Raw genomic sequence first — 14279 nt, 5'->3', positions numbered from 1 at the left:
TCCTAATTACAGGAGGTGATAAAATGAATTTTAATCAAATTATTCTATCTGTCGCCTTCATAATATTAGCTTTTTTTATAGGCTATCTTTGTAGAAAAAAAATAGGTGAATCAAAAATTTCTTCTGCAGAAGATTATTCTGCAAGAATTATTGAGGAAGCAAACAGGGATGCTGAATCCCTAAAAAAAGATGCACTGATAAGTGCAAAAGATGAGATTTCTAAACGCAAAATGGAAAGCGAGCAAGAAATTAACAAAAAAAGTAATGAACTTGCTACAAAAGAAGGTCATCTTTTAAAAAAAGAAGAGAGTCTAGACAAAAGATCCTTATTGTTAGATAAGAAATCTGATGAAATCTCTAGTGACCAAAAAAAGTTAAAACAAAAAGAAGACAGAATTGAGAAACTTATCGAAGAACAAGAGTTGAAGTTACAAGATATTGCAGGTCTTACAACAAATGAGGCCAAAGATATTTTACTTCAAAGCTTAAAGAATGATGTTGTTCATGAGCAAGCTAAAATCATTAAAGAGTTTGAAGAAAAAACTAAAAATGAAAGTAAAAAATTAGCTTCAGAAATTATAGCAACAACAATTCAAAGATATGCGGCTGATGAAGTAGCTGAAAGTACAGTTACAGTAGTTTCATTGCCAAATGATGAAATGAAAGGTCGCATAATTGGTAGAGAAGGAAGAAATATAAGAGCTTTTGAACAATTATCAGGAACTGATATGATAATTGATGATACACCAGAAGCTGTAGTGATTTCTGCATTTGAGCCAATAAGAAGAGAAATTGCAAAAGTAGCATTGGAAAGACTAATCCTTGACGGAAGAATAAATCCTTCAAGAATTGAAGAAATGCTAATGAAAGCAGAAGATGAAGTTGAACAAAGAATAATTGAAGACGGACAAAGGGCAATCGAAGAAGTAGGCATACACAATCTTCACCCACAACTTGTTAGGCTTGTAGGAAAGCTAAAATTTAGAACTTCTTATGGACAAAATGTTTTAAAACATTCTATAGAAGTTGCAAAAATTGCTGGAATGCTAGCACAGGAATTGGGTCTTGATGATAAAGATGCCAAAAGAGGAGGACTATTGCATGATTTGGGCAAAGCCATAGATCATGAGGTAGAAGGAACTCATATTTCTATCGGGGTCGAAGCTGCAAGAAAATATGGTGAAAATAAAAACGTAATAAATTGTATAGAATCTCACCATGGAGATGTAGAAGCTAATTGTATAGCTGCAATTTTAGTACAAGCATCAGATGCAATATCAGCAGCAAGACCTGGAGCAAGAAGAGAAAGCTTAGAAAATTATATTAAAAGACTAGAAAATCTAGAAGAAATTGCGAATTCATTTGATGGAATCGAGAAAACTTTTGCTGTACAAGCAGGAAGAGAATTAAGGGTTATGATAAAACCAGAAAAAATATCAGATGATCAAATGGTTGTGATTGCTAGAGAAATCGCACAAAAAATTGAAAATGAACTAGAATATCCTGGTCAAATAAAAGTTAATGTAATAAGAGAGTCTAAAGCAATTGAATATGCTAAATAATTTAGAGAGGTTTAAGCCTCTCTTTTTTGTAATCAAAATTACAAATTATTCTAATTTACACATTTAAATTGACAATTGTTACAGAAAATTATATCATTATATTAATAATAGTTTAAGGAGTTGTAAATGAAACAAAATAATAACAAAAATATAACAAAGATTACAAGCGGCGCATTAGTTTTGTTGCTTGCAAGTGGTGGATTGTTTTCTAGTTCCTCAGCTAAGGACATTGAATCCACAAATGTTGAAAAGGTTATAGTAGATAAAAAACTTCTTTCTGAAGAAAAAGATAAAATTGAAGAGAAGGAATCTAAAGAAAATTTAGATAAAAACGAAGTTATTGAGAATGAAGAAAAAAATATAGAAGAAGTTTTGGATAATAAAAGTGATGAAAAAAATGATGAAAATCCAACTATTCAAAATCTTGTAGATAATATAGAAATCAATAAAACTGATAGTGTAGATTCTGAAGAAAAAAATTTAGACCAAACTCAAAATGAAGTAAAAAGTCCTGAAGTTTCAAATGACAATGCGGAAAAAATAGAAGATATAAAAGAAGTAAATAATGAAGAAAATCTTATAATTGATGAACAAGATACAAATCATGTTGATGAGCTTGATTATATAGAAAAAGATGAAACTGAAATTTCCGTAAATTTACAAAGTGATAAAGATATAGTTAATGAAAAATCTTTGGAAGATAAGGCTGAAGAAGAAGCAAGTGAAGCTTCCAAAAAAGAATCAATAAAAGAAGAAGTTGAAATAACTGAACAAAAAAATGAAGAAAATGATAGTGAAGCTTTACAAGTAGCTCCGGTAATAAAAAAAGTTGCTGTAAGAACTTATTCATCAAATCTTGCACCTAAAACTGTTTCTTATCAAAACCAAACAAATTATAATGGTAAATATATAAATAATTATAATAATAAAAAAGAATTTCTTGAGATGCTTGCAAGCCACTCAAGTCTTGCAAAAGAATATAATATTTTCCCTGAAGTTATGATGGGTCAAGCTATTCTTGAGTCAGGCTGGGGACAATCTGGACTTGCTAAGTATAATAAAAATTTATTTGGTGTAAAAGTTCCTTATTCCGAACGTGGAAAGGGAAAAGGCGTAGTATATAAAACTTATGAAGAAATAGATGGAAAAACAATAAGAATAAGTGATGAATTTAGAAAGTTTGATACATATGAGCAAAGTATTAGGCAATATTTAAATTTATTAACAGGTAATTATTATAGTAGTTTTGGTGTAAATAAAGCTAAAGATTATAAGGAACAAATTCAAAGAATTAAAAATGCTGGATATGCTACTGATAGTAGGTATGTTAATAAGGTTCTTAATGTAATTTCTGGTTCTAGCTTATCTGATGTTGCTAATAAATATTTAGGATCAACAGCAGAAAAACCAAAAACGATCTTAGTTAAGGATAATAACTCAAGTACAAACTTAAAAGCTTCTAAAACAACTAGCGGTGTAAGTAAGGATGTTAAAAGGTCTAACCCTGTAATAGTTGAAAACGAAGTTAAAAATATTTCTTCTGTTCCTTCTGTAAAGAAGACTCCTATTAAAAAGTCCGTTACAACAAAAACAAATAAGGTGAAAAATATTGAAAAACCAAAAGTAATTAAAGATGTAAAAAAAGAATCTGAAAATAAAATTGAAATATCCAATCCTGTTTCTATTAGTAAAGTAGGAAGTTCTTTAAGTGTTAAAAAATCTTTAATAGATAAAGATTCAAAAGAGGTTGATAGTAAAAAAACAAGTAATTTAAATGCAGAAAAATCTACTAAAACTATATTAAAATCTAAGTCTGCTGATTTGGTTGATAAAAATATAATAGATAAAGCTGAAAATAAAAATTATAGAAAAAACCAACAAGTAACAGAAAATAAAGTTAAAACTGAGTCTTCATATAAAAATATTAAATCTGATAATGTACAAACAGGAGTTGGATCTTTAAGTTCAGTCCTATTGACTTTATCTGCTTCAAGTATGGCTTTATTTTCTAGTAGAAAAAGAAAATAACTAATTTATCGGATAAGGGTAAAACTTTATCCGATTTTTTATTTTTCCTTTATAGATTAAATAAAAAGATAAAAGTGATTGATTTAAAATTTCGTTCATATATTTTAAAAATATATAAATTTTAGCAATAGAAAAAATAGTATTAGTGAAAATATAAAATCGCTTAAATCGAAGATTAGAGCTTTAATTTTTTTGGGAGGGTTACAATTTTTGCATATTTTTATTGATAGGATGATGATTTGGATAAAAAAATAAAATACTAAAAATTTCATTATAAAATTTTATGGTTTTATAAAAAATGAATCCGTTATAATTACAGTTGAGAAGGGGTATTTAAAAATTCAAATTATTGCACAAAATAATAATTTTGTGCAATAATTTGAAAAATGATTCGATTTATGCTACAATAAAGCTAGTTCAGTACAATTAGGAGAAATTTATGAAAAAAATTAAAGAGCCTTTAATTTTAAAAGATTACTTATCTTATCTTAAATCTATTAGAGGTCTTTCTAAAAAAACTATTAGTGAATATAATTATGATCTTATTAACTTTATTTCTTTTCAAATTATAAGGAAAGTTTATTTTGATGATTTTGATAGGTTTAATCAAGATTTAGAAAACTCTAATATAGATTCTAATAAAATATTTACTAAATCCTTTATAAATGACATTAATATTCAAGATATGTACGCTTATATTTCATATCTTGATAATGAGCTTAATGATAATACTTCTACAAGGTCAAGAAAAATCTCTGCTTTAAGATCTTTTTATAAGTATTTGCACCAAGAAATTGAAATGATTGACAATAATATTAGTGAAAAGCTTAGAAATCCTAAAATCCAGAAACGTCAACCGGTTTATTTAACTTTAAGTGAAACTGAGCATTTACTTTCTACTATAGCCGACGAAAAAAACGAATTTTTGAGAAATCGTGATATGGCTATTGTTTTCACCTTTCTTACAACTGGCATGCGCCTTTCTGAGCTTGTTAGCATAAATTTATCAGATATTAAAGATGATCATTTTTCCATTATTGGTAAAGGAAATAAAGAAAGAACTATATATTTAACAAAAAATTGTATAGATTTACTTGATAATTATATAATGATAAGAAAAAATTATTTGAAAGATAAAAAAACTGACGCTCTATTCATATCTACGAGAAAAAATAGAATTTCTAATAGAGCAGTTCAATCTACAGTAGAAAAATATTTAAAAAAAGCAGGTTTTGATACTAGCGTCTACTCCACCCACAAATTAAGACATACTGCAGCAACTTTGATGTATAAATATGGTAATGTTGATATAAGAGCCTTAAAAGATGTTTTGGGACATGAAAGTGTATCGACCACTCAAATTTACACCCATCTTGATAATGAAGATTTAAAAAATGCGGTAAATAAAAATCCTTTATCAAATTTAAAAATCTAATCTAACTTGCATTAGTCAGATTAGATTTTTATTTTATCAATAGAAATAATTTTTTTAAAATCAGACTATTGAATTAATATCAAGAAAATTATTATTTATAAATTTTTCCAATACTTTCATTAATGCAAGTTTTCCATGATATTTATTTAATCCACCTTGTAAATAAACCGTGTAAGGTTCTCTTAAAGGTCCATCACATGATAATTCTGATGTTGCTCCTTCTACAAAGCCTCCTGACGACATTATAACAGGATCTTCGTATCCTGGCATTTCATCTGCAATTGGTGTTAAATTAGCGTCAACGCTACAAGATTCTTGAACTGACTTGCAAAATAATTTTAATTTATCACTAGAATGTAATTTTATTGCTTGGACAATATCGCTTCTTGGATCATCTATTTTTGGTATTATTTCATAATTCAAATCATCGAAAACTTTGGCAAAAAGGAGAGCGACTTTTATAGATTCTATAGTGGTTTTGCTTGAAAAATATAAGCCTTGTAAAACATTTCTTGTTGTACCAAAACTCAAACCTTCATCTTTACCGATTCCTGGCGCTGTTAAGGTATTTGAGCAGTATTCTACTAAATCTTTTTTTCCTGAAATATAACCGCCTGTTATAGCTATTCCCCCACCGAGGTTTTTTATAAGAGATCCTGCCATAATATCTGCCCCTATTTCAATAGGCTCTCTTGTCTCTGTAAATTCTCCATAACAATTGTCGACAAAAATAATTACATTTTTATTTATTTTTCTTATTTCTTTGATTGCTTTTTCAATTTCTTCGATACTAAATGCTCTTCTATTGGTATAGCCTGTGGACCTTTGAATCATTACAAGCTTTGTTTTACCGTCCAATACATCTTTTATTTTTCCATATTGGATTTCTTGTTCATTTTTTAAATCTAATTTTTCGTATTTTATGCCTTTAGATATAAGATTTCCTTTTTTATTGCCTTCAATTCCAATAACTTGTTGTAATGTGTCATAAGGATCTCCATTAATAGATAATATTTTGTCTCCATAATTTAATAAAGAAAATAGGACAAGAGAAATTGCGTGGGTTCCAGAAACTATATTTGGTCTAACTAATGAATCTTCTGCCTTAAAAATTGTAGAAAAAATATCTTCAACTACATCTCTTCCAATATCAGCATATCCATATCCTGTTGCTGAATTAAAGTGCATAGTTGATAGGCTGTTTTCACTAAAAGCCTTTAGAACTTTTATTTGATTATATTCGCTGATTTTATCAAGCTCTTTAAATCTATCTTCTAAATCTTGGTCGATTTTTTCTACATAATTTTCTATATTTGTATCAATTCCATATAATTTATTATAAATCATAATTCTCCTTTATTATTCTGTCCATATTAAATAAAATATCTTCATCTGATTTCTCATCTCTGTATACTAAATGAGAAAAATCATACTCCAAGTATTTTTTCATCCAAGTTATTTGTCTTTTAGCATAACGTCTGGTATTTTTTTTGATTTCAGAAACAAGTGTATCAAATGAAATTTTATTTTCTATATAAGGAAAAAATTCTTTATAACCAATCGCTTGGAGGGATTTTGATTTTGAATTTAATTTATATTTATCAAGTAGATTTTTAAATTCATCTTCTAAGCCTGCTTCAAACATTTGTTCAACTCTTTGATTTATTTTATCGTAAAGAATTGACCTATCATTATAGTTAATAAAAAATAAAAGAGGACTTATATTTTCGTTTAATTTTTTAAAACCTCTTCTTAAATCACTTGGTTTTTCTCCTGTTAATTCAAAAGTTTCTAGAGCTCTTATTATTCTTTGAACTTCATTTGGATGATATTTTTTTGCCTCTATTGGATCAATTTTAATGAGCTTTTGGTAAATAAATTTGTTTCCTTTTACTTTTGCTAAATTTGTAAGCTCTTTTCTTAGATTTTCATCTTTTTTACTTGTTCCATAATTTAAGTCAAATAAAATAGAATCTATATAAAATCCAGTTCCACCTGCAATAATAGGAAGTTTTCCTTTAGAATTTATTTCATCAATTAAAGATCTTGCCATATCTTTAAATTCTTGCACAGAATAATCCTCGTTTGGATATTTGATATCAAGACCATAATGATAAATCCCTTCCATTTCGAATTCAGTAATTTTATTAGTCCCAATATCCATATCTTTATAAATTTGTTGGCTATCAGCTGAAATAATTTCACCACCAAATTTTTTGGCAAGTTTAATTGCAAAATCACTTTTTCCAGATGCGGTAGGACCTGTAATAATTAAAACTTTATTTGTCAAAATATTTCTCCAATTCATTTTCTTCGATCATAATAAGGGTATTTTTTCCATCATAGGTTTTATAAGGATTATCACAAGAATTTAATTTTTCAATACTTGCAAGGGCTTCTGACTTATTAATAGTATCACCTTTTCTAAAGATATTTTTATTTATAAGTTTTTCTATTTTATCTTTAAAATATTCTTCATCTTCTAAATCAATATCAAGTAGGTCGTAGAAAAAGTCATTATTTTCTGGATTTTTAAATACAAGAGGAACTGACCTAATTATAAGTTTATCAAAGGAGAATTCTTCTATATCAAAACCCATTTTAATAAATAAATCTTTTTTTTGGATATATTTGTTGTATTCTTCAAGGCTAACTTTGATTATTTTTTGTTCTAATAATCGTTGAGAAGAAATGCTGTTACTATTAAAATTTTTCATATATTGATCGAATTTAATTCTTTGATCAGCTCTTCTATGATCAAGTATTAAGATTTTATCATTATAAGTAAATAAAGAGTACCTATTAAAAATCGAGCAAGTATAGGATAAATTAGAAATATCAATCTTATTAGTCTTAGTTTTTTCTATACTTGTAGAATTTTTTGGGACTTTATCTTCTATAAAATTAAGTTCGAGACCTTTAAAAAAGTCATATTCTTTATTTTGAATTTCCTTATTTTCTATATCTTTATTTTCAATTTTGTAAGATATATCATAAGAATTTTCTTCTTCATTAAGTTTATTATAGGTATTTAAAACTTCACTATAATCATCATAGAAGTTTAACTCTTTTTTCTTATTATCATTTACTTTAAGCTCTTTTATACTAGAATTTTCATATAATTTTTCGCTTATATTTTCTTTTAATAAGTCAATTAATTCATTTTCATAGGTAAATTTGATTTCTTTTTTATTTGGATGAATATTTACATCAATATTACTTGCCTTTGTTTCAATAAATATAAAAAATCCAGGAAATCTTTGACTTGGTATTAAGGATTTGTATTCATTTTCAATAGCTCTACTTATATTTTCATTTTCAATAAGCCTATTGTTTACAAAAATATACTCCATAGACCTATTTCCCCTATAATAATTAGCCTTTGAAATATAGCCTTTTACCCTATATAAAGAATTTTCAATATTTATTTCAATAATATTATCCTTTAAATTTTCATCTAATAACTTATAAATTTTATTTTCTAAGTCTTCATTTATTAATGTTTGAAAAACAAGTCTATTATCTTTTATAAATTTAAAAGATACCTTATCATAACCTAGAGCTAGAGCTAGGATTATTTTTGAAATTTTATTTGACTCATTTATATCTGATCCTAAAAATTTTCGCCTTACAGGAAGATTTAAAAATAAATCATAAACTTCTATACTAGTTCCTATATTTGTAGCTATAGAATTAAAAGATATCATATTTCCATTTTGAAAAATTATTTCTTTACCAATTTCTTGATTTTCTGTTTTTGAAATTGCCTTTACATTTGCACAAGCAAGAATTGATGAGAGCGCTTCGCCCCTAAACCCTAGGGTAAACAAATCATATAGGTCTGAAAAATCTTTTATCTTTGATGTGGCATGTCTTTTAAAAGCTTTTTTAAAATCATCTTCTTCTATTCCAATCCCATCATCAGTTACTCTAATATAGGATTTTCCCCCATTTTTAATTTCTACTATTATATTTTTTGCTTCTGCATCTATAGAATTTTCAACCAATTCTTTTACTATAGAAACAGGAGATTCAATGACCTCTCCTGCTGCAATTTTTTCTATAGTATTTTTGTCTAGTTCTATGATTTTCATCATATCTCCTTAATTTTTCCTATTAATTTATTTAAAATATTTATAGCCTCTAATGGGGTTAATTCATTTATGTTTATAGAATCGCTAAAGTTTTTAATCTTTTCAATTTCAATATCTTTTATATCATCAATTGAAGATTTAACAATTTTGTGGCTATCTTTGAATATTTCATCACTTTGATCAAGCTTATTCATAAATACTTTTGCATTTTCAATTATTTCATCTGGTAAGCCCGACATTCTTGCAACTTCAATTCCATAAGACCTATCAGATTTGCCTCTAGAAATTTTTCTTAAAAATACAAGATTATCATTTTCTTCAAGTATATCAATTTTTAAATTAATAACATTATCAAGCTTATTTTCAAGGATTGTAAGCTCATGAAAATGTGTTGCAAAAACAGTTTTTGCCTTTTTCTTTTTACTTAAATAATCAACTAGGCTCATAGCAATAGATAAACCATCATCAGAGCTTGTTCCCCTACCTACTTCATCTAAAATTATAAATGATTTGTCTGTAGAATTTTTTAAAATATTGCTAACTTCATTCATCTCTAGCATAAAAGTTGATTCACCTTTTGATATATTATCGCTTGCTCCAATTCTAGTAAAAACTTTATCACAAATTGAAATGCTAGCCTCTTTACAAGGAACAAAAGATCCCATTTGAGCAAGAATTATTATAAGGGCCATCTGCCTCATATAAGTAGATTTTCCTGCCATATTTGGCCCTGTGATTATTTGAATTAAATTATCATCTTCTCCAATATCTGTATCATTAGAAATAAATTCATTTTCCTTAAGTTTTTTCTCAATTACTGGGTGTCTTCCATCTTTTATTTTTATAATATTATCTTTTGTAATTTTGGGTTTTGTGTAATTATTTTCTCTTGCAAGCTTTGATAGAGAATTTATGGAATCTATAATTGCAATTAATTTTGATAAGTATTGGAGAGTTTTTGCCTCACTTAAAATGAAATCTCTTATTTCCCCAAAAATTTCATACTCAAGGTTATTGATCTTATCGCTTGATCCTAAAATTAGATTTGAAAGCTCTTCTAGCCTTTCGGTTGTATATCTTTCTTGATTTTTTAAGGTTTGTTTTCTTATATAGTTTTCTGGAACCAAATGTAGGTTTGATTTTGTAATTTCAATGGAATATCCATTGTTTTTGTTGTAATTTATTTTTAATTTATTTATTCCAGTTTTCTCTTTTTCTTCATTTTCATATAAAAGCAAATCATTTTCTGCAGATAAAGAAGATTTTTTTAATTTGTCTAATTCATCATTAAATCCTTCTTTTATGATTCCACCTTCAGTAATTAAAATTGGAGGATCATTTAGAATCGATTTATCAAGGATTTTATAAATATTTGAAACATCAGGGATATTTTTTGAAAAAGAAACTATATCTTTGTTGTCAAGACCTTGCAAAAATCTTTTAAATTCAGGAATATTTCTTATAGAGGTTTTTAAAGAAATAAAATCTCTTGCATTTGCTCTTTGATAAGAAATTTTTCCTATTATTCTTTCAAGATCAAAAATATCATCTAAAAAATATGAAACTTTACTTGATAGGTCAGGATTTAAAAAGAAAAATTCAACCAAGTCTAGGCGCTTGTCAATTTTTTCTTTCTCTATTAAGGGCCTTTCAAGCCATTCATTTAAAAGTCTTGAGCCCATAACTGTATCAGCCTTATCTATCAACTTAAATAAAGAGTTTTCCTTGCCTTTTTTGTCAATATTTGTATGAAGTTCCAAATTTCTTCTGGTATTTGCATCTAATTGCAAATATGAAGATATATCAAGGATTTCTATATCATTAATATGGGCAAGTTTTTCTTTGTGATAGCTATAAATATAATCAAGTAAATTAGATATAGCAATCAAAGAAATTCTCAAATTTTCTATCTTTTTAAAGTTTTTCATTCCTAAATTTGTATAAACATTTCTAGATAATTTTTCATAGTCTTTACTATCTTCAATTTTATTAATTAGTATATCTTTGTTTAAACTTAGGTAATTTAAAACTTTTTTATTTGAAAAGTTTGAATTTATAATAATTTCTGATGGAGAGATTTTTTCTATTTCATCAATTAATTTATTTGCACTAATACTTGGATTGTTTTTTATCTCAAAAGCCACCAATTTTCCAGTAGAAATATCTGAAAAACAAGCACCAAGGCCAAATTTATTTTCAAAAATAGAAAGAAGAAAGTTATTTTCTTTTTTATCAAGAGATTCCAAGTCAACAATAGTTCCAGGACTTATAACCCTAGTAATAGCTCTTTTTACAAGTCCTTTGGCTTTTTTTGGATCTTCAATTTGATCACACAAGGCAACTTTAAAACCATTTTGAACTAATTTATTTATATAAGTATCTATAACATGGTGAGGTACTCCACACATAGGAGCTCTTTTATCGTGGCCACATTCTTTACCTGTAAGAGCTAGTTGGAGATTTTTACTTATAGTTATTGCATCATCAAAAAATGCTTCATAAAAATCCCCCACCCTATACAAAAGAAGGGAATCTTTAAAATCATTTTTGACATCAACATAGTGTCTAAGCATTGGTGTTAATTTATCATATTTAAAATCCGAATTCATTTAATCACATCCTTTGACTATTATATCATATGGTAAAATTCAAAAGAAATAAGACTAGTGCAAAAAAAATTATTGTTTCAATAAAAACTATCCTTAATATAATCTTAAAATTTTAAACTTTTAAGATTATTAGATGAGTTTAATATGAAACAATAAATTAAATTTTTGATGCCTCATTTAATATTAATAACTTGAATATTTTTTATCCATTTACTATAATCTTTTTCTTGTTTATCAATTATAACAAAACTTCCCAGATCTTTTTTGTAGTCCATATTAGCTTTATTATCAATCTTATAAACTAGTAAAACCCTATTAACTTCCAAGGCAGTTTCCATACTCATATTAGTTTTGTGTCCAAATTCATTAGAAAACTCAATTGTATTATTTAAATTTGGATTAATTTTTTCTCTTGTCAAGATTTTTTCAATAGAAACACCGGCCACTTTAAATTCTTCACCCTTATCTGTGATTATTTTCATCTCACTTTGCCCCATTTTTCTAATATCTTTTAAAGTCAAAGTATCAATTTCACTATCCTTGTTTTTTATAGTAAGAATTTCTTTATCATAAGCCAATAAAGATCTATTTGAAATGTAAGAAGCAAGCTTTGAAAATAAAAACAAAGAAATTATAAGTACAATTATAAAAAGTATAAAATTATATTTATTTTTATTAAAAAGTCTTGAAATATTATTATTTTTTCTATCTCTCATCATTTTCCGGTTGAACCGAATCCACCCTCTCCTCTTTCACTATCGCATAAATCGTCAACTTTTTTAATTTGAACTTTTTCATAAGATTGAATAACCATTTGAGCTAATCTTTCATTTTTTTTGATTATTTGGTCTTTATTACCAAAATTATAGAAAAACAATTTTATTTCTCCCCTATAATCACTGTCAATAATACCAGTAGAATTAGCAAGCATCAAATTTCTTCTTACACCGGTTGATGACCTTGGATAAATGGCGGCAAAATACCCATATGGAATTTCTACTCTTAAATCTGTTTCAATTTTTCCTATTTCACCAGGTTTAATAACAATATCATCTTCATTTGCAGAATATATATCCATACCAGCAGAATTCTCAGTTTTATATTCTGGTAATATGCTATCAGTTTTTATTTTTAAAATTTTATTTGCCATAATAACTCCTATCTAATTATCATTTACATTTTATCATATATTTGTTTGAATTTAAATTAAAATCCTAATTCTTAATTTCCAATATATTTATATATTTAAAAATTTTTAAGTAGTATAATTGTCTTGTAGGAGGATAAAATGGAAGATATTACTAAAAGATTTTTAAAATATATTGCAGTTGATACAGAAGTGATGAATCTAAAAAAATAAAATAAAACCAACAAGTGAAGGTCAAATTGAATTAGGAAAAATTTTAAAAAATGAATTAAATGACCTAGGCCTCAAAGCCTCTATAAATGATGAAGGATTTGTTTTTTCATATTTAAAAGCAAATACAGATAAAAAACTTCCAAAAGTTGGCTTTATTGCTCATATGGATACTTCACCTGAAATGCCTGGAGGAATAACAAATCCTCAAATTATAAAATATGAAGGTGGAGATATAAAACTAAAGGAAAATATTTATATAAAAGAAAAAGACTTTCCATTTCTAAAAGATTTAAGAGGAAAAACTCTAATAACAACAAATGGCGAAATGCTTTTGGGTGCAGATGATAAGGCAGGTATTGCTGCTATAATGGACGCGCTTGAATATTTAGTAGAAAATCCTGAAATTGAACATGGTGATATAAAAATTGCCTTTACACCAGATGAAGAAATAGGAACTGGATGTGATACTTTTGATATAGATTTTTTTGATGCAGATTTTGCTTACACTATAGATGGAGGAAAACTTGGAGAATTGGAATACGAATCATTTAATGCAGCTGAGGCGATTATTTCTATAAAAGGCAAATCTGTTCATCCTGGAACAGCAAAAAACACCATGATTAACTCTATAACTGTAGCAAAAGAATTAGATGACCTGTTGGGTCAAAATAAAAGACCAGAACATACAGAAGGATATGAGGGCTTTTATCATATGATTTCAATTACAGGAAGTATTGAAGATACAAATCTAGTTTATATAATAAGAGATTTTGATAGGAAAGAATTTGAAAATATGAAAAATTTCCTAAAAGACTGTGTAGGTTTTTTAAATAAAAAATATGGAAATATTATTTCAATTGATATGTCTGATACTTATTATAATATGGGAGATATTTTAAAAGATCACATGGAAATAGTTGAATACGCAAAAAAAGCCATGGAAAATTTGGGTATAGAAGTTATAGAACAACCTATTAGAGGTGGTACAGATGGTTCGAAATTATCTTTTAAGGGACTTCCTAGTCCAAATTTATTTACAGGCGGATATAATTTCCACGGTATCTACGAGCTAATACCGATAGAAGATATGAAAAAGTCATCTGAACTTATTGTAGAAATAATTAAGGAAATAAATAGAAAATAAATTGGTTAAATTATAAACGGACGGGTATACTAATAATAAGATTCTAA

Annotated in this window: 10 protein-coding genes; 4 read left to right on the top strand and 6 right to left on the bottom strand. The window is 26.9% G+C overall.

Going from position 1 to position 14279, the window contains the following annotated elements; all coding sequences use genetic code 11:
- Positions 1–23 precede the first annotated feature (23 nt).
- From rny to L6653_RS02920, 3 genes are all read left to right on the top strand, one after another.
- Positions 24–1562: a ribonuclease Y gene (gene rny, locus L6653_RS02930; RefSeq protein ID WP_236785445.1), complete on the top strand. Its 1539-nt coding sequence runs from the start codon at positions 24–26 to the stop codon at positions 1560–1562.
- Positions 1563–1688: 126 nt separating this feature from the next.
- Positions 1689–3590 (top strand): glucosaminidase domain-containing protein, encoded by a 1902-nt coding sequence (locus L6653_RS02925; RefSeq protein ID WP_236785444.1) that lies wholly within the window; start codon positions 1689–1691, stop codon positions 3588–3590.
- Positions 3591–4029: 439 nt separating this feature from the next.
- The gene (locus L6653_RS02920) at positions 4030–5025 is read left to right on the top strand and encodes a tyrosine recombinase XerC (protein ID WP_236785443.1); all 996 of its coding nucleotides are present in this window, start codon (positions 4030–4032) and stop codon (positions 5023–5025) included.
- Between the two features lie 60 nt (positions 5026–5085).
- On the opposite strand, the gene L6653_RS02915 is transcribed toward L6653_RS02920, so the two are convergent.
- From L6653_RS02915 to dut, 6 genes are all read right to left on the bottom strand, one after another.
- On the bottom strand, positions 5086–6372 hold the full coding sequence (locus tag L6653_RS02915) for a methionine gamma-lyase family protein (protein ID WP_236785442.1): 1287 nt from the start codon (positions 6370–6372) through the stop codon (positions 5086–5088).
- On the bottom strand, positions 6362–7315 hold the full coding sequence (gene miaA / locus L6653_RS02910; protein ID WP_236785441.1) for a tRNA (adenosine(37)-N6)-dimethylallyltransferase MiaA: 954 nt from the start codon (positions 7313–7315) through the stop codon (positions 6362–6364). The genes L6653_RS02915 and miaA overlap by 11 nt, the downstream gene beginning before the upstream one ends.
- The gene (gene mutL, locus L6653_RS02905) at positions 7305–9122 is read right to left on the bottom strand and encodes a DNA mismatch repair endonuclease MutL (protein WP_236785440.1); all 1818 of its coding nucleotides are present in this window, start codon (positions 9120–9122) and stop codon (positions 7305–7307) included. The genes miaA and mutL overlap by 11 nt, the downstream gene beginning before the upstream one ends.
- On the bottom strand, positions 9119–11728 hold the full coding sequence (gene mutS, locus L6653_RS02900) for a DNA mismatch repair protein MutS (protein WP_236785439.1): 2610 nt from the start codon (positions 11726–11728) through the stop codon (positions 9119–9121). Before mutS ends, mutL begins: the two co-directional genes overlap by 4 nt.
- A 173-nt stretch (positions 11729–11901) precedes the next feature.
- Positions 11902–12444, bottom strand: a complete 543-nt coding sequence (locus tag L6653_RS02895; protein ID WP_236785438.1) for an oxidoreductase — start codon at positions 12442–12444, stop codon at positions 11902–11904.
- Complete coding sequence (gene dut / locus L6653_RS02890; RefSeq protein WP_236785437.1) at positions 12444–12878, bottom strand: dUTP diphosphatase; 435 nt, start codon at positions 12876–12878, stop codon at positions 12444–12446. The genes L6653_RS02895 and dut overlap by 1 nt, the downstream gene beginning before the upstream one ends.
- A 211-nt stretch (positions 12879–13089) precedes the next feature.
- On the opposite strand from dut, the gene pepT reads away from it, so the two are divergent.
- Positions 13090–14232, top strand: a complete 1143-nt coding sequence (gene pepT / locus L6653_RS02885) for a peptidase T (protein WP_369806164.1) — start codon at positions 13090–13092, stop codon at positions 14230–14232.
- The last annotated feature ends 47 nt before the right edge of the window (positions 14233–14279 follow it).

The sequence above is a fragment of the Anaerococcus ihuae genome (genome assembly GCF_928368155.1).
GTDB classification, from domain to species: Bacteria; Bacillota; Clostridia; order Tissierellales; family Peptoniphilaceae; genus Anaerococcus; species Anaerococcus ihuae.
The sequence above is the reverse complement of the archived record's forward strand: the minus strand, read 5'-3'. Positions and strand labels throughout refer to the sequence as shown.

Excerpts from the sequence above, each read along its gene's own strand:
- rny (WP_236785445.1), top strand. The coding sequence starts at position 24 with ATGAATTTTAATCAAATTATTCTATCTGTCGCCTTCATAATATTAGCT.
- L6653_RS02925 (WP_236785444.1), top strand. The coding sequence starts at position 1,689 with ATGAAACAAAATAATAACAAAAATATAACAAAGATTACAAGCGGCGCA.
- L6653_RS02920 (WP_236785443.1), top strand. The coding sequence starts at position 4,030 with ATGAAAAAAATTAAAGAGCCTTTAATTTTAAAAGATTACTTATCTTAT.
- L6653_RS02915 (WP_236785442.1), bottom strand. The coding sequence starts at position 6,372 with ATGATTTATAATAAATTATATGGAATTGATACAAATATAGAAAATTAT.
- mutL (WP_236785440.1), bottom strand. The coding sequence starts at position 9,122 with ATGATGAAAATCATAGAACTAGACAAAAATACTATAGAAAAAATTGCA.
- mutS (WP_236785439.1), bottom strand. The coding sequence starts at position 11,728 with ATGAATTCGGATTTTAAATATGATAAATTAACACCAATGCTTAGACAC.
- L6653_RS02895 (WP_236785438.1), bottom strand. The coding sequence starts at position 12,444 with ATGAGAGATAGAAAAAATAATAATATTTCAAGACTTTTTAATAAAAAT.
- dut (WP_236785437.1), bottom strand. The coding sequence starts at position 12,878 with ATGGCAAATAAAATTTTAAAAATAAAAACTGATAGCATATTACCAGAA.